21 protein-coding genes are annotated in these 23,367 nt (G+C 70.9%); 16 read left to right on the top strand and 5 right to left on the bottom strand.

Annotated elements, in window-relative coordinates:
* Positions 1–3 precede the first annotated feature (3 nt).
* The 14 genes from ACK8N7_RS04850 (at position 4) to ACK8N7_RS04785 (ending at position 13,123) form a co-directional block, all read left to right on the top strand.
* On the top strand, positions 4–807 hold the full coding sequence (locus ACK8N7_RS04850) for an MlaE family ABC transporter permease (RefSeq protein ID WP_031123484.1): 804 nt from the start codon (positions 4–6) through the stop codon (positions 805–807).
* Positions 807–2,087, top strand: a complete 1,281-nt coding sequence (locus ACK8N7_RS04845; protein WP_500441109.1) for an MCE family protein — start codon at positions 807–809, stop codon at positions 2,085–2,087. Before ACK8N7_RS04850 ends, ACK8N7_RS04845 begins: the two co-directional genes overlap by 1 nt.
* Positions 2,084–3,115: an MCE family protein gene (locus ACK8N7_RS04840; protein ID WP_500441107.1), complete on the top strand. Its 1,032-nt coding sequence runs from the start codon at positions 2,084–2,086 to the stop codon at positions 3,113–3,115. The genes ACK8N7_RS04845 and ACK8N7_RS04840 overlap by 4 nt, the downstream gene beginning before the upstream one ends.
* On the top strand, positions 3,112–4,128 hold the full coding sequence (locus ACK8N7_RS04835; protein WP_403210388.1) for an MCE family protein: 1,017 nt from the start codon (positions 3,112–3,114) through the stop codon (positions 4,126–4,128). Before ACK8N7_RS04840 ends, ACK8N7_RS04835 begins: the two co-directional genes overlap by 4 nt.
* A gap of 1 nt (position 4,129) precedes the next feature.
* Entirely contained in the window at positions 4,130–5,272 is a 1,143-nt protein-coding gene (locus tag ACK8N7_RS04830; protein ID WP_500441105.1) for an MCE family protein, read from the top strand.
* A complete protein-coding gene (locus tag ACK8N7_RS04825) occupies positions 5,269–6,459 on the top strand; it encodes an MCE family protein (protein ID WP_500441103.1) in 1,191 nt (396 codons plus the stop codon). Before ACK8N7_RS04830 ends, ACK8N7_RS04825 begins: the two co-directional genes overlap by 4 nt.
* Positions 6,456–7,736 carry an MCE family protein gene (locus tag ACK8N7_RS04820; protein WP_500441101.1) on the top strand — a complete coding sequence of 427 codons (1,281 nt, stop codon included), beginning with the start codon at positions 6,456–6,458 and terminating at the stop codon, positions 7,734–7,736. The genes ACK8N7_RS04825 and ACK8N7_RS04820 overlap by 4 nt, the downstream gene beginning before the upstream one ends.
* Positions 7,733–8,254 carry a hypothetical protein gene (locus tag ACK8N7_RS04815; RefSeq protein ID WP_403210396.1) on the top strand — a complete coding sequence of 174 codons (522 nt, stop codon included), beginning with the start codon at positions 7,733–7,735 and terminating at the stop codon, positions 8,252–8,254. Before ACK8N7_RS04820 ends, ACK8N7_RS04815 begins: the two co-directional genes overlap by 4 nt.
* A complete protein-coding gene (locus ACK8N7_RS04810; RefSeq protein WP_500441099.1) occupies positions 8,251–8,901 on the top strand; it encodes a hypothetical protein in 651 nt (216 codons plus the stop codon). Before ACK8N7_RS04815 ends, ACK8N7_RS04810 begins: the two co-directional genes overlap by 4 nt.
* A 20-nt stretch (positions 8,902–8,921) precedes the next feature.
* The gene (locus ACK8N7_RS04805) at positions 8,922–9,452 is read left to right on the top strand and encodes an Rv1363c family protein (RefSeq protein WP_500441097.1); all 531 of its coding nucleotides are present in this window, start codon (positions 8,922–8,924) and stop codon (positions 9,450–9,452) included.
* A gap of 50 nt (positions 9,453–9,502) precedes the next feature.
* Positions 9,503–10,249, top strand: a complete 747-nt coding sequence (locus tag ACK8N7_RS04800; protein ID WP_403210402.1) for a hypothetical protein — start codon at positions 9,503–9,505, stop codon at positions 10,247–10,249.
* A gap of 37 nt (positions 10,250–10,286) precedes the next feature.
* Positions 10,287–11,603: a lytic transglycosylase domain-containing protein gene (locus tag ACK8N7_RS04795; protein WP_500441095.1), complete on the top strand. Its 1,317-nt coding sequence runs from the start codon at positions 10,287–10,289 to the stop codon at positions 11,601–11,603.
* A gap of 177 nt (positions 11,604–11,780) precedes the next feature.
* A complete protein-coding gene (locus ACK8N7_RS04790; RefSeq protein WP_500441093.1) occupies positions 11,781–12,722 on the top strand; it encodes a cobalamin B12-binding domain-containing protein in 942 nt (313 codons plus the stop codon).
* Entirely contained in the window at positions 12,719–13,123 is a 405-nt protein-coding gene (locus ACK8N7_RS04785) for an STAS domain-containing protein (protein ID WP_403210408.1), read from the top strand. The genes ACK8N7_RS04790 and ACK8N7_RS04785 overlap by 4 nt, the downstream gene beginning before the upstream one ends.
* Positions 13,124–13,162: 39 nt before the next feature.
* Here ACK8N7_RS04785 and ACK8N7_RS04780 read toward each other — a convergent pair whose 3' ends face one another.
* From ACK8N7_RS04780 to ACK8N7_RS04770, 3 genes are all read right to left on the bottom strand, one after another.
* Complete coding sequence (locus ACK8N7_RS04780) at positions 13,163–13,597, bottom strand: ATP-binding protein (protein WP_403210410.1); 435 nt, start codon at positions 13,595–13,597, stop codon at positions 13,163–13,165.
* 401 nt (positions 13,598–13,998) lie between these two features.
* Positions 13,999–14,964, bottom strand: coding sequence for a polyphosphate kinase 2 (gene ppk2 / locus ACK8N7_RS04775; protein WP_403210412.1), 966 nt, complete (start codon positions 14,962–14,964; stop codon positions 13,999–14,001).
* Positions 14,965–15,067: 103 nt separating this feature from the next.
* Positions 15,068–16,132, bottom strand: a complete 1,065-nt coding sequence (locus ACK8N7_RS04770; protein WP_403210414.1) for an ATP-dependent DNA ligase — start codon at positions 16,130–16,132, stop codon at positions 15,068–15,070.
* Between the two features lie 76 nt (positions 16,133–16,208).
* Between ACK8N7_RS04770 and ligD the strand changes: the two genes are divergently transcribed.
* A complete protein-coding gene (gene ligD, locus ACK8N7_RS04765) occupies positions 16,209–17,237 on the top strand; it encodes a non-homologous end-joining DNA ligase (protein ID WP_403210416.1) in 1,029 nt (342 codons plus the stop codon).
* Complete coding sequence (locus ACK8N7_RS04760; protein ID WP_403210418.1) at positions 17,234–18,316, top strand: ABC-2 transporter permease; 1,083 nt, start codon at positions 17,234–17,236, stop codon at positions 18,314–18,316. The genes ligD and ACK8N7_RS04760 overlap by 4 nt, the downstream gene beginning before the upstream one ends.
* 18 nt (positions 18,317–18,334) lie before the next feature.
* Here the strand turns inward: ACK8N7_RS04760 and ACK8N7_RS04755 are convergent, their stop codons facing one another.
* Together ACK8N7_RS04755 and ACK8N7_RS04750 are read right to left on the bottom strand one after the other, a co-directional pair.
* A complete protein-coding gene (locus ACK8N7_RS04755) occupies positions 18,335–20,575 on the bottom strand; it encodes an OmpL47-type beta-barrel domain-containing protein (RefSeq protein ID WP_500441089.1) in 2,241 nt (746 codons plus the stop codon).
* Positions 20,572–23,076: a ThuA domain-containing protein gene (locus ACK8N7_RS04750; protein ID WP_500441087.1), complete on the bottom strand. Its 2,505-nt coding sequence runs from the start codon at positions 23,074–23,076 to the stop codon at positions 20,572–20,574. Before ACK8N7_RS04750 ends, ACK8N7_RS04755 begins: the two co-directional genes overlap by 4 nt.
* Between the last annotated feature and the right edge of the window lie 291 nt (positions 23,077–23,367).

Below are 23,367 nucleotides of genomic sequence, written 5' to 3'. Positions count from 1 at the left end.
AAGATGGCGATGCTCAGCTGGCTCGACCGGTCCGGTGACCAACTCACCTTCTACGTAAGGGCACTGGTCTGGATCCCACGCACCCTGCGCCGCTACCTCAGGGAGGTGCAGCGGCTGCTGGCCGAGGTCGCCTTCGGCAGCGGCGGCCTCGGTGTCATCGGCGGCACCATCGGCGTGATGGTCGCTATGACCCTCTTCACCGGCACGGTCGTCGGACTCCAGGGGTACGCGGCCCTCGACCAGATCGGCACCTCGGCGTTCACCGGGTTCATCTCCGCCTACTTCAACACCCGGGAGATCGCGCCCCTGGTCGCCGGGCTCGCCCTCTCCGCCACCGTCGGCGCCGGCTTCACCGCCCAGCTCGGCGCGATGCGGATCAACGAGGAGGTCGACGCCCTCGAAGCGATGGGCGTGCGGTCCATGCCCTACCTCGTCACCACGCGGATCATCGCCGGGGTCGTCGCGATCATCCCGCTGTACGCGATCGGGCTGCTCTCCTCGTACCTCGCCTCCCGCTACATCACCATCTTCTTCAACGGGCAGTCGGCGGGCACCTACGACCACTACTTCAATCTCTTCCTCTCCCCGACCGACGTGCTGCTGTCGGTGCTCAAAGTGCTGATCTTCAGCGTGCTGGTGATCCTCGCCCACTGCTACTACGGCTTCCACGCCACCGGCGGCCCCGCCGGAGTGGGCGTGGCCGTCGGCCGGTCGGTGCGCAACGCGATCGTCATCATCAGCGTCACCGACTTCTTCCTCTCGCTCGCCATCTGGGGCGCCACGACGACGGTGAAGGTGGCCGGCTGATGAGTCCACGCACCGCACGAACCGTCCGCCGCAGAGCCGCCGGAGTCGCCTTCCTCCTGGTCCCCGCCGTCCTGGTGTGGGTCTCGGTCTCGGTGTACGACAAGGACTTCACCGACGACGCCACCGTCACCGTGCAGACGGGCGCGGTCGGCAACGAGATGCACGACAACGCGGATGTGAAGCTGCGCGGAGTCGTCATCGGGCAGGTCCGCTCCATCGCCACCGACGGCGAAGGGGCCCGCCTCACCCTGGCCATCGACCCGGACGAGCTGGAGCACATCCCCGCCGACGTCACCGCGCAGATGCTGCCCACCACCCTCTTCGGCCAGCGGTTCGTCGCTCTCGTCCCGCCCCGCATCCCCTCCGCGCGGACCCTGAGCGCCGGAGCGGTGATCCCGCAGGACCGCTCCAGCAACGCCATCGAACTCGAAGAGGTGCTGGGCAACGTCCTGCCGCTGCTGACCGCCGTGAGGCCCGAGAAGCTCTCCGCCACCCTGGGCGCCGTCTCCCAGGCGCTCGAAGGACGCGGCGAGAAGCTCGGCGAGACGCTGACCACGCTGGACGCCCACCTGAAGAAGTTCAACCCCCAACTCCCCACGCTCAACGAGGACATCAAGCAGCTCGTCAAGGTCAGCACGCTCTACGCGGACGCGGCCCCGGACGTGCTCGACGCCCTCACCGACGCCACCACCACGAGCTCCACCATCGCCGAACAGGAGGCGCAGCTCGCCGCGTTGTACGGCACCACCACCGCCTCCGCGCGCGATGTCACCTCCTTCCTGCGGGAGAACAAGGACAACCTCATCCGGCTCTCCTCCTCCGGCCGGCCGACGCTCGAACTCCTCGCGAAGTACGCCGACTCGTTCCCCTGCACGCTGCGCACGGTCGCCGGGTTCGTGCCCGCCATGGACAAGGCGCTCGGCAAGGGGACCAATGAGCCGGGGCTGCACGTCACGGTCAAGTCCGTGCCCGCCAAGGGGAAGTACGTCCCCGGCAAGGACACCCCGGTCTACGACGCCACCGGCGGCCCCCGCTGCTACTCGGTGCCGTACGTCGGCAAGGGCGCCCCGACCGCCGACACCCGCCGCGCCGCCGACGTCACCGCTCCGGCCCCCACCGCCCAGGACACCGCGCTCGGCCTGCCCAACTCGCCCCAGGAGTCCCAGCTCGTCAACGAGCTGGTCGCCCCCTCACTGAAAGTCCAGCCGCAGACCCTGCCCGACTGGAGCAGCGTGCTCATCGGTCCGGCCTTCCGCGGTGCGGAGGTGAAGCTCAAGTGAAACGCCGCTCCCTCGCGGGACCGCTCACCAAGTCCCTAGTCTTCGTCCTGGTGACGGTCCTCGCCACCACCGTCCTAGGGCTCTCCATCGCCAACACGGGCGTGGGCGACACCACGACGTACAAGGCGCGGTTCACCGACGCCACCGGGCTCATCCCCGGCGACAGCGTCCGCATCGCCGGGGTGAAGGTCGGCCAGGTCGAGTCCGTGCGGGTCGCCGACCGCAGGGTCGCCGAGGTCACCTTCGGCGTACGCAGGGGGCGTACGCTCCCCGCCTCGGTGACGGCGTCCATCAAGTACCTCAACATGGTCGGCCAGCGCTATGTGGACCTGGACCGGGGCGCCGGACCGGTCGGCCGGACCTTCGCCGCCGGGGCCACCATCCCGCTCTCCCGCACCACTCCGGCGCTCGACCTCACCCAGCTCTTCAACGGCTTCCAGCCCCTGTTCGAGGGGCTGTCCCCGCCCGACGTCAACCAGCTCGCCGGCTCCATCGTCCAGGTCCTCCAGGGCGAGGGCGGCACCGTCGACTCCATCCTGCGCCACGTCGGCTCGCTCACCACCACCGTCGCCGCCAAGGACAAGGTGATCGGTGAGGTGATCAAGAACCTCAACACGGTCCTCAAGACGGTCAACGACCGGGAGGCCGGATTCGACGACCTCGTCGTCACCCTGGAGAAGCTCGTCTCCGGCTTCTCCGGCGACCGCAGACCGCTCGGTGAGGCCGTGACGGCGATGGGCGCCCTGACCACGGTCACCGCGGACCTCTTCCAGGACGGCCGCAAGCCACTCAAGGACGACATTCGCCAACTGGGGCGGCTCAGCCACCAGTTGGGGAAGAACACTCCGCAGATCGAGAACTTCCTGATCAAGACCCCGGCCAAGATGGCGGCGATCAGCCGCCTCACCTCCTACGGGTCCTGGCTCAACCTCTACCTCTGCGAGGCCAAGGTCGGCGGGGTGGCCACCGACGACGGCTCCACGCCCCCCACCGGCATCGCCATCACCCAGCCGAGGTGCCTGGCATGACCCTCACCCCCATCCGGGAACGCAACCCGGTCGCCGTCGCCCTCGTCGGACTCCTCGTCCTCACCCTCCTCGCCCTCACCGCCTGGCGCGCCGACTCCCTGCCCTTCATCGGCGGCGGCACCACGTACAGCGCCGACTTCACCGAATCCGCCGGGCTCTCCGACGGTGACGAGGTGAGGGTCGCCGGAGTGAAGGTCGGCGAGGTCACCGGGGTCTCCCTCGACGGCCCCCGGGTGAAGGTCGACTTCAAGGTCGAGGACGCCTGGATCGGCAACGCCTCCACCGTGGGCATCGCCATCAAGACCCTCCTCGGCGAGAAATACCTGGCCGTCGACCCGCTCGGCAACGCCCCGCAGGACCCCGGCTCCCGCATCACCGCGAGCCGCACGACCTCCCCGTACGACGTCACCCAGGCGTTCGACGGGCTGGGGGAGACCATCGGGGAGATCGACACCGAGCAGCTCGCCAAGAGCTTCGAGACGATCTCCGCCACCTTCAAGGACTCCCCGCCCCACGTCCGCAGCGCCGCCGAAGGGCTCTCCGCCCTTTCCCGTACGGTGTCCCAGCGCGACGCCCAGCTCGCCACCCTGCTCCAGGGCAGCAAACGCCTCACAAAAACCCTTGCGGGGAAAAAGAGCAGCTTCGAGACCCTCCTGGAGGACGGGAACCTGCTGCTCGGCGAGATCAAGGCCCGCCGCGACGCCATCCACCTGCTGCTCACCGGCACCCGCGACCTCGGCACCCAGCTCACCGGACTCGTCGAGGACAACGACCGGCAGCTGGGCCCGACGCTGGCCTCCCTCGGCCGGGTCACCGCCGTCCTCGTGAAGAACCGCAAGAGCCTGGACAAGGTGCTCGCCATGACCGGCTCGTACAGCCGGCTCGTCGGCAACACCCTGGGCAACGGCCGCTGGTTCGACACGTACGCCTGCGGGGTCGTGCCCAGGAACTACCTCCCCGCCGGCACGCCCCCGGCGACCGGATGCATGCCACCGAAGCAAGGCGGCCGCTGACATGAGACGCACACGCATCATCGGCATCGGCGCCGGACTCGCGGTCGTCGCCGTCGCCGCCACCACCGGGGTGAGCGCCCTGGAGGAGGACTCCAGGACCACCGTCACCGCCTACTTCGAACGGGCGACGGGCGTCTACGCCGGGTCCGACCTGCGGGTCCTCGGCGTCCGGGTCGGCACGGTCGCATCCGTCACCCCCAAGGGCGAGGAGGTCGAGGTCGTCCTCCGCCTGGACGAGGGCGTCAAGGTGCCCAAGGACGCGCACGCGGTCGTCGTCGCCCCCAGCCTCGTCGCCGACCGGTACATCCAGCTCGCCCCCGCCTACGACGGCGGACCGCTCCTCGCGGACGGCGCCGAACTGCCCGCCGCCCGCAACGCCACCCCCGTCGAGGTCGACCAGCTGTACGCGTCGATCACCGAGATCACCACGGCGCTCGGCCCGAACGGGGCCAACGCCGACGGGGCACTGGCCCGGCTCCTGGAGACCGGGGCGAAGAACATGGACGGCAACGGGAAGGCCATCGGGGACTCCGTCGAACAGTTCGGCAAGGCCGCCAAGACCCTCGACAAGAGCAGCGGCGACCTGTTCGACACGCTGGCCTACCTCCAGTCCTTCACCACCATGCTCAAGGAGAACGACAGCGAGGTCCGCACCGCCGAACAGCAGCTCAACTCGGTCACCTCGTTCCTCGCGGACGACAAGAAGAACCTCAGCGCGGCACTCAAGGAGCTCGGCGCCGCGCTCGGCCAGGTCAAGACGTTCATCGCGAAGAACCGGGGCGCGCTGAAGAAGAACGTCGATGCCCTGGTCCCCATCACCCAGGCCCTGGTCGACCAGCGGGCCTCGCTGGCCGAGGCGATGGACACCCTGCCGCTCGCGGCGGGCAACGTCCTGAACGCGTACGACCCGGCCAACCGGACCCTCAACGGCCGGGCCAACCTCAACGAACTCTCCATGGGCGGCCCCCTCGTCGACCCGGACGCGGCCTCCGGCCCGCCGCCCGGCCTCGCACCCGTCGACGCGAACCGCCGGAAGGCTCTGCCCGTCCTGCCGCTGCCGGCGGTCGGGACGGTCTTCGGGACCCCGGAGAAACAGCCCGCGGAGAAGAGTCCGAAGCAGCGGAAGGAGGGAGCGGAACGATGAGCGGTTCCCTGCGCACCACCGGAGCCCGGGCGGCCACCGGAGCGGTCGCCCTGCTCGCCACCGGCGCCCTGATCGCCCTGGTCGTGGTCCGTACCGACGGCCCCGCCTTCACCGGCATCGAGCAGATACCGCTGCCCGGCGGCGCCGACCTCGGCGACCGCCCGTACGAGATCACCGCCGAGTTCGGCGACGTCCTCAGCCTGGCCCCGCAGTCCTCGGTCAAGGTCAACGACGTGTCCGTCGGGCGTGTCACCGGCATCGCCCTCGCCGCGGACGGCTGGAGCGCCCGGGTCACCATGCGGGTCAACGGGGACATCGACCTCCCCGCCAACGCCTACGCCCGCCTCGAACAGTCCAGCCTCCTCGGCGAGAAGTTCATCCAGCTCTCCCCGCCGGCCGAGGGCACCGCCCGCGGCTCCCTGGCGGAGGCCGGCCGCATCCCGCTCACCCGCACGAACCGCAACCCCGAGGTCGAAGAGGTCTTCGGCGCCCTGTCCCTGCTCCTCAACGGGGGCGGGGTCAACCAGCTGAAGACCATCACCACCGAGCTGAACAAGGCGCTCACCGGCCGCGAACCGCAGATCCGCTCGATGCTGAACCGGGTCGACACCCTCGTCACCAACCTGGACACCAACAAGGGCGACATCACCCGGGCCCTCGACGGCGTCAACCGGCTCGCCGCCACCCTCGCCACCCGTGAGCAGGACGTCGGAACGGTCCTCACCGGGCTCAGCCCCGGACTCAAGGTCCTGGAGAAACAGCGCGGCTCACTGCTCACCATGCTGCGCTCCCTCGACACCCTCTCCACCGTGGCCGTCGACACCATCAACCGGAGCAAAGCCGACATGATCGCCGACCTCAAGGCGCTCGCCCCGACCCTCAAGGCGCTCGCCGACTCCGGCAAGGACCTTCCCGACGCCCTCCAGGCCTCGCTCACCTACCCCTTCACGGACGAGGTGCTGCGCGGAGTGAAGGGCGACTACCTGAACGTCTATCTGGACGTCACGGCCGCACCCGGCACCCGCATCATCCCGGCGCTCACCCCGGACGACCCGAACCAGCCCCCGCCGCCGCACGAGCCCGGCGCGGAGGGCGCGGCGGCGGCCCGCAACGCGCTTCCGCTCCCGCTGCCGGCCGTCTCGCGCACCTCGGGGCCCGAGGCGCCGGAGAAGGGCGGCACCCCGTGATCACTCCCGCCATCCGGCTCAAGAACATAGCCTTCCTCGTCGTCGCCGTGCTGGTCCTCGGCTATCTGGGCGTGCGGTACGCCGGTCTCGGCCACTACGTCGGGCTGCGCAGCTACTACACCGTCACGGTCCAGCTCCCGCAGACGGGCGGCCTCTACACCCACTCCAACGTCACCTACCGGGGCGTCTCGGTGGGCCGGGTCGGCCCCATCGAGCTGACCGGCGACGGGGTGGAGGCCGAGCTGCGGATCGAGAAGGACACCCCGCCCATCCCGGACAGCCTCCAGGCGGTAGTCGCCAACCTCTCGGCGGTCGGCGAGCAGTACGTCGACCTGCGCCCGACCCGCTCCGACGGCCCCTACCTGGGCGACGGCTCGGTGATCGACGAGGCCGACACCACCCTCCCGGCCCCGCCCACCACCGTCCTCACCAGCGTCAACGACTTCGCGAGCTCGGTCGACCTGGAACATCTGCGCACGGTCGTCGAGGAGTTCGGCACCGCCTTCGAAGGGCGCGGCGACGACCTCCAGGTGCTGCTGGACAGCGGATCCGAGTTCATCGGCGCGGCCGACCGGGCCCTGCCGGTGACCACCCGGCTGATGGCCGACGGCGAGACCGTGCTGCGCACCCAGGCCGAACAGGGCGCGGCGCTCAAGGGGTTCGCGTCCGGGGCCAAGGAACTGGCCGCCGAACTGAAGGGATCCGACGCCGACCTGCGGCGGCTGATCGCGACCACGCCGGACGCCGCCGTACAGATCAGCGGACTGCTGCGCGACCTCGACCCCGGCTTCGGCGTCGTCGTCGCCAACCTGCTCACCACATCGGAGGTCGCCGTCACCCGCCAACGAGGCCTGGAGGAACTGCTGGTGAAGCTGCCGGCGGTGGTGGCGGCAGGATCGAGCGCGGTCGACGAGGACGGCGCCCGGTTCGGGATGTCCGTCACCTTCTTCGAGCCGCTGCCCTGCACCGCCGGGTACGGCGCCACGACGTACCGCAACGGACTCGACACCTCACCCGCCCCCAACCTCAACACCGGTGCCCGGTGCGCCTCTTCACCCGGCACCGGCATCAACGTCCGGGGCAGCGCCAACGCCCCGAAGGGCGGCCCGGTCCCCACACCCGCCAAGCCCGGCTCGATGCTGCTCGGTGGCGACGGTGACAGCGGCGGCAGCGCGGACGCGAAGGACCGGCTGCCCGGAGCGCTGGGCACCGCGCCCCGCACCGCGCCGCCCGCCCCTGGCATGGCCGGGCTCCTCGGCCTGGGAGGCGGCTCATGACGCTCCGGACCCGGCACCTCGGCGGCTGGGCCGTCCTGCTCGCCGCCGCCCTTGTCTGCTCCCTCGGCACCTGGTCGTACGCGCAGGCCCGTGGCGACCGCACCCTCTCCTATGCCAAGGCCCGCGACACGGCCCTGGCGCAGGGCAAGCGGCACCTCGCCACGCTGAACAGCCTGGACGGCAAGGACGCCACCAGCGTGACGACCGGCTTGCGCGCGTGGCGCGACTCCTCCACCGGACCGCTCCACGACCAGCTGAAGCGGACCTCGGCCGCCGATGCGAGGACGCTCACCACGGCGGGTGACACCGCCCGCGGCAAGGTCACATCGGCGGCGCTCACCGCCCTGGACGACCGGACCGGCACGGCGGAGCTGATCGCCACCGTGGACGTCCAGGTCACCCCGCGCACCGGCGCCCCGGGTACCCAGCGCAAGCGCTTCACCGCGACGCTCGCCCGCACCGGGGACGGCTGGAAGGTCAAGGCGCTCACGGCGATGACGGCGGGAGACGGTGGATGAGCGAGCGAACAGCGCTGGAGAGCAAGCCCGTTGCGGACGAGGACCGCGTGGACGAGGACCGCGTGGACGAGGACCGCGTGGACGACGCCGAGCCGGACAGTCCGGACGGCACCGGACGCACCGACGGCACCGATGAGCCCGGTCGCCGCCCCCGGTGGCCCCGCATCCTCGGCGCCCTTCTGACGGTCGCCCTGCTCGCGACCGGCGGGGTCCTCTTCGCCGAGGGGCAGCAGCTGCGCGACACCCCGGCGACCGCCAACCTCGCCCTCACGGACGCCGAGGCGACCACCCGGGTGACGGGCGACGTCAGCAACGCGCTCGGCAGGATCTTCTCGTACGGCCCCGACGCCACCGCCCTCACCAAGGACGCGGCGCAGCAGGTCCTCGCGGGCAAGGCCCTCCAGCAGTACGCGGCACTGTTCGGCCAGGTCGAGAAGCAGGCCGCCGACCAGAAGCTGACGCTCACCACCCACGTCGTACGGGCCGGAGTGACCAGGCTGACAGGCAGCAGCGCCCACCTCCTGGTCTTCCTCGACCAGGTCTACGAGCGCCGGGGCCGGCCCGCCACCACCGCCTCCGCACAGCTCTCCGTCACCGCCGAACTGCGGGACGGACAGTGGCGGATCGTCGAGATCGGCTCCACATGACGGCAGGGGAGAGGCAGCACATGGCACGGGCAGGGACGACGAGGAACCCGCTGGTGATCGCGGCGACGGCGCTCGCGGTCGTCGCCGCCGCGGCGGCGGGCTGGGGCGGCTGGGAGCGCTACGACGCCTCCCACGACGACGCGGCCTCCTACGCGCAGGCGCGGGACGACGCCCTGGCGGCGGGGGAGCAGGCGGTGCAGAACATGAACACCCTGGACCACCGCACGCTGGAGAAGGGGCTCGACAGCTGGGAGGAGTCCACCACCGGTGACCTGCGCCGCCAACTGGTGGAAGGCCGGGACGCATTCGCGGAACAGATCGTGGCGGCGAAGACGGTCAGCACCGCGAAGGTCCTCTCCGGCGCGGTGACCGAACTGGACGAACGGGCGGGCCGAGCCGGGGTCATGGTGGCTCTGCGGGTCACCGTCGCCGCGCCCAAGGGCGAACCGGCGGTGAAGGAGAGCCGGATGCTCGGCACCCTCACCCGGACCGCCGAGGGGTGGAAGCTCAGTGCGCTCGGCCAGGCGCCCGTCGGCTCCACGGCCGGCTGAACCCGCGCCCCGGCCCCTCTTCCCACCCCGCACCCGAGAGGACCCCTCCCATGTCGACGACCCGTCATCTCGTCAACCGCCGCCGCAGACTGGCCACTTCTCCTTCACGCACGACGGTCGCCCCGGCAGCGCATGAGGAGGTGGCGGGCGAGGAGGTGACGGAGGAGACCACCGCACCACGGGGCCTGCCGGAGCCGGAGCCGGAAGCCGAGAACGAGCCCGAGCGCGAGCCGGACCCCGCACCCGAGCCCGAGCCCGAAGCGGACGCTCTGACCACGCCCCCGAGGCGACCCCGGCTTCCTGCCGTCCTCTGCGTCCTCACCGTCCTCCTCGGGGCCTTCGCCGCCTGGGCGTTCGCCTCGGCCGCGAGCCTGCGCGACGAGCCCACCCGGCAGAACACCGCTCTCACCGACATCGCCGCGACCAGCGAGGTGAAGGGGCGGATCAGCGAGGCGGTCGGCGCGGTCTTCTCGTACGACTACGCCTCGCCCGCCCGCTCCGACCGCGCGGCGAAGACCTATCTGACCGGCAGAGCCGTGCAGCAGCACAAGGACATGCTCGCCGAGGTACGGGCGCAGGCGCCGAAGCAGAAGCTCGTCCTCACCACGACCGTGACGGGGAGCGGGGTGGAGTATCTGGACGGCGACCGCGCCCGGCTGCTGATCTTCGCCGACCAGAGCAACACCCGTACCGGCAAGGACGAGGAGACCACCTACGCGGCGGCCATGTTCGCCGTGGACGCCGTCCGCAACGGGGACACCTGGCGGATCGCCGCCATCGACACGTTCACCCGCTGAACCGTCAGGCCCGGACAACAGGGAGAGGGGACCAGCTATGAGGTTCAACGGCACGGTACGCCGCCAGCTCACCGGTACGGTCACGGCGGTGGCCGCGATGGCCGCGCTCACCGCGTCCCAGGCGCCCGGCTTCGCGGACGCGGTGGCGGCCTCGCGGGCGGAGCGGGCCGAGTCGGACACGGACGACGTGGTGTGGAGCGAGGTGCCGGGCGACGACTCCTACCACACCGAACTGCCGCCGCTGGAGAGCCCGGAACCCCCGGCACCGCTGAAGCCGCCACGCGCGGGGGCGAAGCCGTCGCCCCCGCTGCTCGACCGCGTCCGGTCCGAGGCGGGCATCCCGGCGACCGTGCTCGCCGCGTACCGGAACGCCGAGCGGTCCTTACTCCGCAGCGACCCCGGCTGCCGGCTCCCGTGGCAGCTGCTAGCGGCGATCGGCAAGGTCGAGTCCGGGCAGGCGGCGGGCGGCCGCGTCGATGCGCGGGGGACCACGCTCACCCCGATCCTGGGGCCCGCGCTCGACGGAGTGGGCTTCGCGCTGATCCGGGACACCGACAACGGGGTGTACGACGGCGACCGCACGTACGACCGGGCCGTCGGGCCGATGCAGTTCATCCCGTCCACCTGGGTGAACTGGGCCAAGGACGGCAACGGCGACGGCCGCAAGGACCCGGACAACATCTACGACGCGGCCCTCGCCGCCGGGCACTACCTGTGCGCCGGAGGCCGGGATCTGGGCGTCCGGGCCGATCTGGACCGGGCGGTCCTCAGCTACAACCGCTCCGACGCCTACCTCCGTACGGTGCTGTCCTGGCTGGAGTTCTACCGCAAGGGCACCCACCCGGTCGCCGACGGCCAGGGCGTCCTGCCCACCAGCCCCGGACCCGGTGGCCCCGACCGCCCCGAGGCGCCGGTCGGCTCGGGCGCCCCCGCCGCGCCGGGCAAGGGCGGCGGCGGCATCGTCATCGGCCCGCAGCCCACGCGCCCGCCGAGCCCCACGCCCACGCCGGGCCCCACGAAACCCGGTACACCGAGCCCGAGCCCCGACCCGACCGGCCCCACGGACCCGGGCCCGAGCCCGACCCCGACCCCGACGGATCCCACGCCCGGCCCCAGCCCCGACCCCACCGACCCCGGTCCGACCGACCCGGGCCCCACCGACCCCGGCCCCACCCCGACACCCGACCCGACGGACCCGACACCCGGCCCGAGCCCCGACCCCGGAACCACCGACCCCGGCTGCCCGAGCGGCGACCCCACCCCGCCCGAGCCTTCGGCGGAGGCCGGGATCCGGGCCTCCGCCGAGGGCGAGGAGGACGATCCGTGCGCACCGGCCGACGGAGTGAACGCTTGAGCCGATCGTGTGGAGACCTCGGAAGAGTGACGTGATCATCCTGTGTCACAGGGCACCCGCTCAGGGGACGAGGCCCGGATCGGGTTGATATTTCGGACGCCCTCCGAGATGTTTGCCTGAGGGAAACAGTTCGTCCAGCCGGAAGGTGGTGGGACTCGCCGCAGGCGTGTTCCCCGCATGGTTCCACCCGAAGGAAAGACCGTCACGCCCACGAAGAACACGAAGAACACGAAGGAGCGGTTCGCTCCGGCCTCCTGGGGCAGGCCACCGCACGTGGTGGTCGTCGTCGACCTGGCCGGTACCGCCGCACGGGTCGACGGGGAGATGAGCCTGCTCCCGGGCGTGGAACAGGGCATACCGCTGCCGGACGGCCTCGCCTGGCTGGCCCGGGCGACGGTGGAGACCGCCGCCGATGCCGTGCACCGGGGCGACCCGGAGCCTCCCGCCGTCACGGGTGAGTTCCGGGGCCGCCGCTTCGAGGCCCATCCGACCCGGCATGCGGACGACGCCGTGGTGTGGTGGCTGGTCGACCACACCGCCCGGTACGCCGCCGAGGAGGCGCTGACCGCCGAACGGGAACGCACCAGGTTCCTCGCCGAGGCGTCCAACGTCCTGCTGTCCTCAGTCCTCACCCTGCGCGGGTGGAAGGTCGACTTCCTCGGCGCCCAGGTGCCGACGCCGCACCTCGTGGCACATCTGCACAGCACCGGCGCGGACGCGGTGGCCCTCTCGTCGTCCATCGCCACGCGGCTGCCCACCGCGCACACCGCGATCACCGCGTGCCAGGCCGTGGGAGTGCCCGTCCTGGCGGGCGGCGCGGCGTTCGGCGCGGACGGCCGCTACGCCCGGCTGCTGGGCGCCGACGCCTGGGCCCCCGACGTGCGCGCCGCGGCCCGGCGGCTGGCCGACGGCATCCCGGCCCCCGGCCTGGCCGTGGGCCGCCGGGAGACCGACGGCCTGGCCCGCAAGGTCCCCGCCCGCTCACTGCGCCCCGCACTGGACGCCCTGGGCGTCGAGCTCAAGGACTTCCCGCGGGCCACGCGCATGCTCGACCGGGCGTGCGGGCACCTGGACAAGGCAGTGCCCACCACCGACCAGCACCCCGGAGCTTCCGCATGACCGCCCTGCCGAGTCCGTTCTTCACCGTCACCGCCGAGGGGGGCCGGGGCTGGGTCCGGCTGCGGCTCACCGGCGACCTGGACTACGACACCAGCCACGAGCTCGTTGCGAGGGCGGCGGAACGGCTGGCCGACCGACCGGACCTGCGCGACCTGTACCTGGACTGCGCGAAGCTGAGACTGTGCGACTCCATGGGGGTCTCCGCCCTGCTGCAGGTCCACCGGGACACGGCGGCCCGGAGCATGTACCTGCACGTCGAGGACGCGCCGCCCTTCCTCGACCGGATCATGCGGATCACCGGAATCCAGCACCTCTTCGCCCGCCAGGAGGACCAGCCGCCCGCCCGGGGCGCCGGCGAAGAGGCGGTGTCCACCGAGCAGCGTCCGTCACCCTCCCGCTGAGGCGCTGAGGTGCTGCCCCCGGGCCGAGAGGCCGGCCTTTCAGATCAGGGACACCAGGGCGACGATGCGCTTGCCGCCCTCATGGGGCGTCACGGACAGCCGTGCCGTGAGCCGGTGGACCAGGGACCAGCCGTAACCGCCCTCGCCGACCGACCCGGGGGCAGGCTCCTGCAGGACGGGATGCCGGGGGTCCGCGTCGTCGATGACGAGGCGGAGCCCGCCGTCGGTGACCCGGGCCGAGAAGCCGGTGAGGCCCCCACCGTGCCGCAGTGCGTTGGTCACGATCTCCGAGGTCACCAGCAGGGCGTCGGCCACGACCACGTTCGAGAGGATCTCGTCCGACAACTCGCTGAACTCCGCTGCCAGCAGCCGTGTCACGGCATCGCGCGCCTCGCCCGCGCTCCGCGGCACCTGCGCGGCCGCGCCGCCGGCCGGCGAGGTCTCCGCGTGACGTTCGGGAGGGGTGCTGTGCACGCCCGTACCTCCCTTTCCTTGGCCTGGTGTTCCTTGGCCTCGTGGATTTTCTCCTGCCGTCGGAACCACCGCATTCCCCCTGGCGCGGTGTCCACACCTGGCGCAACTCCATCATCTCGCCGGATTCGACCGGGAGCTGAATACGGGGGTGATATTCCGTTTGCTCCGGCTATTGGATTCGCCGGTGGCCCGGACGGTCCACGTCCGCGGTGACGAGAAGCTCCAGGGCAAGTGGACGAAATTCGAACCGGGTGAGGTCGTCCTCCGGTAATTCCTTCCGCGTGGCGAAGGCGTGACGGTACGGCACGCCACCGGAATTCCGCCCCATGACCCCGGATTCATTCCTGTGAGCCGGAAAGAAGAACCGGGGCCGTGAGGCGGAATTCCACAGCCGGCTCCGCTCAGCTCCGCTCGGGGTGGTCGCCCGGACCGTGGGTCCGGGTGGCCAGCGGGGTGGGGGAGAGGTCCGCGGGTTCCTCGCCCGGCTCCAGCAAGGTGTCGGCGGGACCGATGATCAGCGGGTCCGGGGTGCCGACGGCCTTCTCGTCCTTGCTGTCGTAGTCGAACCGCCCCAGCAGGCTGCGCATCGCCGCCAGGCGGCCGCGCTTCTTGTCGTTGTTCTTCACCACGGTCCACGGGGCGTGTTCGCTGTCCGTGGCCCGGAACATGTCGACCTTCGCCGCGGTGTAGTCGTCCCAGAGGTCGAGCGAGGCCAGATCGGTCGGCGACAGCTTCCACTGGCGTACCGGGTCGACCTGCCGGATCGCGAACCGGGTCCGCTGTTCGTTGCGGGAGACCGAGAACCAGAACTTCACCAGCAGCACGCCGTCGTCCACCAGCATCTGCTCGAACTGCGGTGTCTGCTTCAGGAAGTGTGCGTGCTGCTCCGGCGTGCAGAACCCCATCACGCGCTCGACCCCGGCCCGGTTGTACCAGGAGCGGTCGAAGAAGACGATCTCGCCGACGGTCGGCAGATGGGCCACGTACCGCTGGAAGTACCACTGCCCGGCCTCGCGCTCCGTCGGCTTCTCCAGGGCGACCACGCGCGCCCCGCGGGGGTTGAGACGCTCCGTGAACCGCTGGATGGTTCCGCCCTTGCCCGCCGCGTCCCGGCCCTCGCAGAGGACGACCAGCCGCTGCCCGCTCTCCCGGACCCAGCGCTGCATCTTCAGCAGCTCGATCTGGAGGATGCGTTTCTCCTGCTCGTACTCCCTGCGCCGCATCCGCCGCTCGTACGGATAGTTCTCCCGCCAGGTCTCCAGCGGGCGGCCCCGCTCGTCGAGCAGCACCGGCTGCTCGGGCCGCCGTCCGTCGACGGTCAGCCCCTTCAGCAACTCCGCCGGGTCGTCCTGAGCACCGTCACTCATCGGTGTGTCCCCCTTCTCCTCGCCATGTCCCCGCCCGCAGCCTGGTGCCCCCGTCGCCGCCGCCCATGTACGCCGGAGCCGACGGCTGTCGCGGGCCGCCGGTTCAGCCGCCCCCCGACAGCACCTCGGCCAGGTCGTAGGAGACGACCTCCTCCAGCTGCGCGTACGTGCAACCGGCCGGGGCCCGGTCCGGGCGCCACCGCCGGAACTGTGTCGTATGGCGGAACCGGTCGCCCTCCATGTGGTCGTACGCCACCTCGCAGACCCGCTCCGGCCGCAGCGGCACCCAGGACTGGTCCTTCTTGCCGGACCAGCGGTTCTGCGTCCCCGGCAGCCGGGAGGTCTCGTGCGCCGCCGCGTCCGCCCACGCCCCCCAGGGGTGGTCGGCGAACTCGCACCGCAGCGGGGCGAGTTCCTCGGCCAGCTCGGCGCGCCGCTTCATGGGGAAGGCCGCGCAGACCCCGACGTGCTGGAGCACGCCCCCGGTGTCGTACAGGCCGAGCAGGAGCGAGCCGACGACCGGGCCGCTCTTGTGCTCGCGGTACCCCGCCACCACGACGTCGGCGGTCCGCTCGTGCTTGATCTTGTACATCACCCGGGTGTCGGGCCGGTACGGCAGATCCGGCGGCTTGGCCACGATCCCGTCGAGCCCCGCGCCCTCGTACCGCTCGAACCACTCCTGGGCGACCTCGATGTCCGTGGTGGACGGGGCGAGGAACACGGGCGCGGATGCGCCGGACAGGGCGGCCGTCAGCACCGTCCGCCGGTCCACCTGCGGGGTGCTCAGAAGCGAGGTGTCGTCGACCGCGAGGACGTCGAAGGCGATGAGGCTCGCCGGGGTCCGCTCGGCGAGCATCCGCACCCGGGAGTCGGCCGGATGGATGCGCTCGCTGAGCCGCTCGAAGTCGAGCCGCCCCTCGTGCGCGATGACGAGCTCACCGTCGATGACACAGCGCGGTGGCAGGTTCTCCCGTACGGCGTCGACCATCTCGGGGAAGTAGCGGGTCAGCGACTTGCCCGTACGGCTGCCGATCTCGACCTCGTCGCCGTCCCGGTGGACGATCGCGCGGAAGCCGTCCCACTTCGCCTCGTAACTCATGCCCGGCGGGATCTTGGACACCGACTTGGCGAGCATCGGCTTCACGGGCGGCATCACCGGCAGGTCCATGGCCCGATTCTGGCCCGCCGCCCCGCCCATGTCTCCCGATGTGCGGCATATGTGCGACCGGCCTACGGTGGCCGACATGGGAGCAGCGGTGGAGCTGGACGCGGGCGGACGAGCGGTGCGGCTGTCCAACCCGGACAAGGTGTACTTCCCGGAGAAGGGCTACACCAAGAGGGACGTGGCCGAGTACTTCCTGGCCGTGGGGCCCGGGATCACCCGCGCCCTGAACCACCGGCCGACCACTCTCCAGCGCTTCGTGGACGGGGTGGAGGGCGACTTCTTCTACCAGAAGCGCGCCCCGAAGAACCTTCCCGAGTGGATCCCCACCGCCCGGATCGCCTTCCCCAGCGGCCGCCCCGCCGACGAGCTCTGCCCCACCGAGCTCGCCGCCGTGATCTGGGCCGCCAACCTCGGCACACTCACCTTCCACCCCTGGCCCGTGCGGGCCGGGGACACCGACCACCCGGACGAGCTCCGCATCGACCTGGACCCGCAGCCCGGCACCGACTACGCCGACGCGGTCACCGCCGCCCACGAGCTGCGCTCGGTCCTGGAGGACCACGGCGTACGCGGCTGGCCCAAGACCTCCGGCGGGCGCGGGATGCACGTCTTCGTTCCCATCGAGCCCGCCTGGACCTTCACCGAGGTCCGGCGCGCCGCCATCGCCGCCGGGCGCGAGCTGGAGCGCCGGATGCCCGAGCGGGTGACGACGGCCTGGTGGAAGGAGGAGCGCGGCGAGCGGATCTTCGTCGACTTCAACCAGACCGCCCGCGACCGCACGATCGCCTCCGCCTACTCCGTACGACCCTTCCCGCACGCCCCGGTCTCGGCGCCGCTGCGCTGGGAGGAGATCGACGACGCGGAGCCGCGCGACTTCGACATCCGTACGTTGCCGGTGCGGTACGCCGAACTCGGCGACGTCCACGCCGACATGCACCAGGAGGCGTTCCGGCTCGACGGGCTGCTGGAGCTGGCCGACCGGGACGAGAAGGAGCGCGGGCTCGGCGACATGCCCTATCCGCCGGAGTATCCGAAGATGCCCGGCGAGCCCAAGCGCGTCCAGCCCAGCCGCGCCCGCCACGATGACGACGACGGCGAGATGGCGTGAGCGGGAGCGGCGAAAAGGGCGGGAGCGAGAAGCACGGTGCCCACGGGCGGCCCCTCACCCTCCGCGAGCGCTGGGAGGCGTACAAGAACAGCCCGTTCCTCCCCGCGACAGTCCTCGTCCTCATCGTCGCCGCCGCGGCCGGCCTCTTCGCCGGCTCCTACACGTACGCGATGGCCGACCCCACCCCGCACCGCATCCCGGCGGCGCTGGTCACCCAGCCGGAGGTGGAGCGCGGCGAGGCGTTCGTCGCCGGGATGGAGAAGGCGCTCGACGCCTCGCTCGAACTGCGCGACTATCCGGACGTCGCCGACGCCCGCCGTGCCCTCGACGAGCAGAAGGTCTTCGCGATCGTGCGCGCGTCCGAGGGCGGGGTGGCGCTGGATGTGGCCGGGGCATCGGGGGCGTCCGTGGCCGAACTGCTCGGCAAGGCGGGTCTTGAGGTCGGCGACGCCACCGGGGTCGATGTCACGGTCAGGGACATCAAGCCGCTCCAGCAGGGGGACCCGCGCGGGCTCGCCCTGTTCTACATCTCGCTGGCCGCCGTCATCATGGGCTTCCTCGGCGCGATCCAGCTGAGCGTCCACGCCCACGGCCTCAACCCGGCGGAACGCATCGCGTTCACCGCCGCGTACGCCCTGCTCGGCGGCTTCGCCATCGCCGCGGCCGTCGACTGGTGGCTCGGGGCGGTCGACCTGCCGTTCGTGCAGTCCTGGCTGATCCTGGCGTTCACGATGTTCACCTCGGGCATGGTCTTCACCATGTTCAACACCCTGATGGGCCGGTGGGCGATGATCCCCACCTGGGGCGTCATGGTGCTGCTCGGGAACCCGTCGTCCGGCGGCGCGGTCTCCTGGCCGCTGCTGCCCTCGGCGCTCGGGCACATCGGCCGCTGGCTGCCGCCGGGCGCCTCCGTCAACGCCCAGCACACCGCCGTGTACTACCAGGGCCACCAGTTCCTCTTCCCGTACCTGGTGCTCGCCGCCTGGGCGCTGGTCTCCTGCACGGTCTTCTGGGTATGGCGCCACCGGCACCCAGGAGGCCGCGCCCGCACGCCTGAGCATGCGGCCACGGCCTCCTGAGAGCGTTTCGTACGCGGGTCAGAGCTCCTTGATCCGGATGTCGCGGTACGAGATGACGTCCGAGACGCCGTGCACCTGGAGCCCGATGTAACCGGAGGCGAACCGCCGGCCGTCGGTGCCCGGGTCGTCGCCCCGGGGCGGCTCGAAGAGCCGGCCGCCGGTGTTGTCGAACTCGTTGATCAGGACACCGTTGCGGTAGATCGCGTAGTGCTGGTCGACCACCTTGATCTCGTAGTCGTTCCAGGTGCCCTTGGGTGTGACCCCGGCGCCCCCGAGACCCACCCGGTCGAATCCGTACACCGAACCGGTCTTGTACATGTCGCCGTCCGGCCGGTCGTTGACCTGGATCTCATGGCCGTACTTGATGGCGACCCACTCCGGACGGGACTCCTCCGGGTGGTCGTGGACCTTCGGGAAGCGGACGAAGACCCCGCCGTTGGCGTTGCCCGAGCCCGGGGCGTCGTCCCGCCACTGGAGCTTCAGCGAGAAGTCACCGTACGCACGGGTCGGGAACCAGAGCATGCCCATGCCGTCCACCGTGGTGGAACTGGTGATGGACCCCTCCTCCTCGTTCAGGCCGAACTTGCCGCCGCCCACGTGGCTCCACCTGGCGAGCGAGGCCGCCGTTCCGTCGAAGAGCTTGGTGTACCCCTCCGACTGGCCCGGCTTCCCGATGCCCGACTGCTTGGCGGCCTGGTTGATCGCCTTGCGCTCGCGCTGGTCGATGACGCCGTCGGTCTTCAGCTTGTCGAGGACCGCCGTCACGTGCTTGAGGAACAGCGCGTGGGAGGACCAGTCCTTCTCGTCCTCGATCAGCTCGTTGATCGTGCAGCGGTTACGGGTGATCCGGTTCGGGACGCCTGTGTCGACCGTGCCGACGAAGACGCTGGGCCGCTCGTCGAACTCCGCGCAGTTCGGCGCGGGGACCCCGCCGCCCTGGGCGATGGTGAACGACACCTTCTTCGCCTCGGAGGTGTTGCCCGCCTTGTCCGTGGCCCGGTGCGCCACCGTGTGGTGGCCTACCCGGTCGACGATGACGGGGGTGGTGTACGCGAGATAGGGACCACCGTCGAGGGAGTACTCCACCTTGTCCACGCCCGAGTCGTCGTCGGTCGCGGTGACGGTGGCCTTGGCGCTGGTGATGAACGCGCCGTCGGAGTTCTTGTCGCCCTCGACCTTCACCGAGGTCTCCGGAGCCGTCTTGTCCTGCGACGGCGGCTCGACGACGGTGAACTCGACGGTCTTCTCGGCCGCGACGTTCCCCGACCGGTCGGTGGCCCGGTAGCGGACGGTGTGCTCGCCCACCTCGTGGACCATCACCGGTGCGGTGTACGGCTTCCACTCACCGGCCGCGCCGATCGCGTACTCGATGGTGTTGACACCGGACCCGGTGTCGGACGCGGTCACGGTGACCGTGGCCATGCCCAAGTAGGCCCCGTCGGAGTTCTGTTCACCCGAGACGGTCGCCGAGGTCTCCGGCGGGGTCTCGTCGTCCGTCGGCGGTGCCGCCACCGCGAAGTCGACGGATTTCTCCGCCGCCGTGTTGCCGGCCTTGTCGGTGGCCCGGTAGCGGACCGTGTGGTCGCCGACCTCGCTCACCACGACGGGCGCGGTGTACGGCTGCCACTCGCCGTCCGCCCCCAGGGCGTACTCCACGGTGTCGACGCCGGAGCCCTCGTCGGTCGCCGCCACGGTGACCGTGGCCTGACCGATGTAGGCGCCGTCGCCGTTCTTGTCGCCGTCGACCTTCGCCGAGGTCGCGGGAGCCTCGGTGTCCTCCCCGCTGCCCTCGGTGACGGTCAGGATGCCCTGCATCTGGCCGTGGCCGGGGATCGTGCAGTGGTAGAAGTACCGGCCGGGCGACAGCGTGACCTCCACGCTGTGCTTGCCGCCCTCGGCGTCACCGGGGTTGGCCAGGACGTTCAGCTGGACGTCGTTGTTGAACTCCGGATCCGACACGCTGAACGTCAGCGTGTGCGGCATGCTCGTCGTGTTGCCGGTCGCCGTGCTGTTCTCGAAGACGATGGTCGCCTTGCCGGCCACCGCCGTCGTCGGCGCGGTCAGATAGCGGTCGATCGGGTCGCCCGCGGTCCAGGTCAGCACCTGGTCGGCGGCTGCCTTCAGGGCGGACCGGTCGTCGCCCTTGCCGTACGCGGCTGTCGAGGTCAGCCCGAGGACCATGAGCAGGGAGGCCAGCAGGGCCACCCAGAAGCTGGGCGGCCGGTGCCGCCGCCGGGCGAGGTACAGGGGTTGTCTCACTGCGCTGCCGCCTTTCCAACCAGGTCCTTGACGGACGGAGTTGCCGCGCCGCCCTTGTAGGTCACGCGCCACAGCGCGGACTTGGAGTCGGAGGTGAAGAAGCCGCGCCCGTAGTCCAGCACGTAGAGCGAACCGTCCGGGGCGAACTTCCAGTCCATGAGGTTGCGGATACCGTCCGCGCCGACCGGGATGATCTTCTTCAACGACTCGGCGTGCGTGGGCAGTCCGCCCTTCCCGACCGTCTTCGGGTCGGTGATCACCGCGTGGCGCGGCTGCGTGTCGTCGTAGAAGTCACCGACGAACCACTTGCCGTCCCAGTACGCCGGCCACTTGGCCGCCGAGTCGCTCTGCGCGTCGTAGCGGTAGACCGGGCCGTTCATGGTCGCCTGCCCGCCGCCCTTCAGCCAGGGCAGCAGCTCCTTCTGCTCCTCGGCCTTGTAGCTGGGGACGCCGTTGGCGTCGCGCGGGTAGTCGACCCCGCCGCCCTGCGGTGAGTACCAGATGGTGTTCGGGGTCACCGGCGGCAGCTTGACCAGGCCGTCGTTGTTCGGCGACTCGTTCTTCGGGGCGTTGCAGTCGTACCAGCCCAGCGGCTTGCTCGGGTCGGGCAGATTGCGGTCGCGGTAGGGCTGGTTGTTGCCCATGCAGTACGGCCAGCCGTGGTTGCCCGCCTTGGTGATCGCGGCGAACGTGTCGTACTTCGCCGGGCCCCAGGTGGTGGAGGCCGAGCCCGCGTCGGGGCCGACCCAGCCGGCGTACAGCGTGTCCGTGGAGGTGTCGATGGAGATCCGGGCCGGGTTGCGCACACCCATCACATAGATCTCGCCCCGGGTCTTCCCGCCGCCCTCGTCCGGCTCCTTGCCGGTGAAGAGGTTGCCGGACGGGAGGGTGTACGTACCGTCGTCCTCGGGGTGGATCCGGAGGATCTTCCCGTTGAGGTTGTTGGTGTTGCCCGAGGTGCGCCGGGCGTCGGCGAAGGAGACGCCCTTGTAGTTGGGCTCCGGGTTGTTGCCGGAGTAACCGCTGCTGAAACCGGAGGAGTTGTTGTCACCGGTCGCGATGTACAGGTTGCCCTTCGAGTCCCACGCCATGCCGCCGCCCGCGTGGCAGCAGCTGTGGATCTGCACCGGCCAGCCGAGCAGCACCTTCTCCGAGGCCAGGTCCAGCTTGTTGGTGGCCGAGTCGAAGGTGAAGCGGGAGACCTGGCGGACCGCCATGCGCTTGTCGCGGTCGATCTTCGCGTGCGGGGTGTAGTGAAGATAGACCCAGCCGTTGGAGGCGAAGTCCGGGTCGAGCTCGATGCCGAGCAGCCCCTCCTCGACCTTCACCAGCTCGTCGCCGCCGCCCTTGTTGCCGAAGACGTCCAGCGCACCGGCGAGGGTGACCTTCTTGGTCTTCGGGTCGTAGACGTGGATCTCGCCCTTGCCCTTGCCGATGTTCGGGTTGTTCCAGTCGATGACGACCGGGACGCCCGCGGCGGAGCCGCCGCGCCCGATGTAGAAGACCCGCCCGTCCGGCGCGGTCACCAGACCGTGCGGCTCACCGATCTGGTCGTTCTGGCCCGGCTGGTTGGGCTGGGTCAGGCGCTCGGCCGTGTAGTTGGAGGTGATCGTCGCCTTGCAGTCGGCCTGCGAGGTCCGGTTCGTCCAGGCGAGGGCCCCGCGCAGATGGTCGCGGAAGTCGGTCTCGGCGAAGCTGTCCGCCGTACCGCCCATCGCCGTGTAGAAGGAGCGCCCGCCGTCGTAGTCGCGGCACCAGGAGACCGGGTGGTCCCAGCCGTTGGCGCTCGCACCCGGCTTGTACGTCAACTCCCTTACGCGCGCCACGGTGTGCACATCACCGGACGGGTTCTTCGTCCAGTTCAGCCACTTGTCGGGGCGCTTCCACTCCAGCGGCAGACTCTTGGTCGCCGGGTGGACCCGGTCGCCGATCTCCACGGTCGCCCGCTGCACGGTGGCCGGGCTGTTCGCCGCCGGACGGGCGCCCACCAGGCCGGTGAACCAGTCCGAGTACGGCTCGGTGCGCGCCGCGTCATGGACGCCGAGGAAACCGCCGCCCGCCTCCATGTACGCCTCCAGGCCCGCCTCCTGCTCCGGGTCCAGGACGTCACCGCCGCCGGTGAGGAAGACGACCGCCTGGAAGGAGCCGAGCCGCTTGCCGTTGGTGAAGACGTTCGGGTCGGCGGTGGCCACGGTGGTGAACCGCCCGGCCTCCGGACCGGTCTGCCCGATCTTCTCGATCGCCGCGATCCCGGCGTCCGTGTACGGTGCCTCGTCGCCCGCCGAGGCGTGGAAGACCAGCACCTTGACCTGGTTCTTCGCACCCGGCGGGGATGGCAAGGACAACGTTGTCGCCATCTTCTCGACCAGATCCCGGTCCGGCGACGTACCCGCGCTGGCCGGTCCTCCGCTGCCCAGCATGGACGCGGTCAGTGCGCCGGCCGCCACGGCCGCCGCGAGGCCGCGTCGTGATCTGGACCGGTGATGTGATGCGCGCTGCATGTGGTCACCCACCCCTTCGTGGTCACTGCACCTCTCGGTGACTGTGGGTCGCTAACTCTTCTTCGCTGCCTCTGTGTTGACCGCGATTCCTCTGTGTCGACTGTGACAGCGCACGAAGCTAGACCTCTTTTCGCGGTCCGCCAATAGCTATGGCAGCAATCGCACCAACTTTGTCCTGGGTGTGGATAAACGGTCGGCCCCCGGCTACGGTGTGGCCCGTTCCGGGGCGCACCCAGGCCCCTTCCTGGAAGCATCGAGGCCCGTTCGGCCTCCGCCAGTCTCGTATCGCAG

The organism is Streptomyces griseobrunneus, from assembly GCF_046713465.1.
GTDB lineage: Bacteria > Actinomycetota > Actinomycetes > Streptomycetales > Streptomycetaceae > Streptomyces > Streptomyces microflavus.
Note: the sequence above shows the minus strand (reverse complement) of the source record. Positions and strands in the feature narration are given on the sequence as shown.

Bases quoted from the DNA above. Each gene is read 5' to 3' on its own strand.
- ACK8N7_RS04845 (WP_500441109.1), top strand. From the start codon at position 807: ATGAGTCCACGCACCGCACGAACCGTCCGCCGCAGAGCCGCCGGAGTC.
- ACK8N7_RS04790 (WP_500441093.1), top strand. From the start codon at position 11,781: ATGGTTCCACCCGAAGGAAAGACCGTCACGCCCACGAAGAACACGAAG.
- ACK8N7_RS04805 (WP_500441097.1), top strand. From the start codon at position 8,922: ATGGCACGGGCAGGGACGACGAGGAACCCGCTGGTGATCGCGGCGACG.
- ACK8N7_RS04835 (WP_403210388.1), top strand. From the start codon at position 3,112: ATGACCCTCACCCCCATCCGGGAACGCAACCCGGTCGCCGTCGCCCTC.
- ppk2 (WP_403210412.1), bottom strand. From the start codon at position 14,964: ATGAGTGACGGTGCTCAGGACGACCCGGCGGAGTTGCTGAAGGGGCTG.
- ligD (WP_403210416.1), top strand. From the start codon at position 16,209: ATGGGAGCAGCGGTGGAGCTGGACGCGGGCGGACGAGCGGTGCGGCTG.
- ACK8N7_RS04800 (WP_403210402.1), top strand. From the start codon at position 9,503: ATGTCGACGACCCGTCATCTCGTCAACCGCCGCCGCAGACTGGCCACT.
- ACK8N7_RS04830 (WP_500441105.1), top strand. From the start codon at position 4,130: ATGAGACGCACACGCATCATCGGCATCGGCGCCGGACTCGCGGTCGTC.
- ACK8N7_RS04785 (WP_403210408.1), top strand. From the start codon at position 12,719: ATGACCGCCCTGCCGAGTCCGTTCTTCACCGTCACCGCCGAGGGGGGC.
- ACK8N7_RS04795 (WP_500441095.1), top strand. From the start codon at position 10,287: ATGAGGTTCAACGGCACGGTACGCCGCCAGCTCACCGGTACGGTCACG.
- ACK8N7_RS04750 (WP_500441087.1), bottom strand. From the start codon at position 23,076: ATGCAGCGCGCATCACATCACCGGTCCAGATCACGACGCGGCCTCGCG.
- ACK8N7_RS04850 (WP_031123484.1), top strand. From the start codon at position 4: ATGGCGATGCTCAGCTGGCTCGACCGGTCCGGTGACCAACTCACCTTC.
- ACK8N7_RS04810 (WP_500441099.1), top strand. From the start codon at position 8,251: ATGAGCGAGCGAACAGCGCTGGAGAGCAAGCCCGTTGCGGACGAGGAC.
- ACK8N7_RS04815 (WP_403210396.1), top strand. From the start codon at position 7,733: ATGACGCTCCGGACCCGGCACCTCGGCGGCTGGGCCGTCCTGCTCGCC.
- ACK8N7_RS04770 (WP_403210414.1), bottom strand. From the start codon at position 16,132: ATGGACCTGCCGGTGATGCCGCCCGTGAAGCCGATGCTCGCCAAGTCG.
- ACK8N7_RS04825 (WP_500441103.1), top strand. From the start codon at position 5,269: ATGAGCGGTTCCCTGCGCACCACCGGAGCCCGGGCGGCCACCGGAGCG.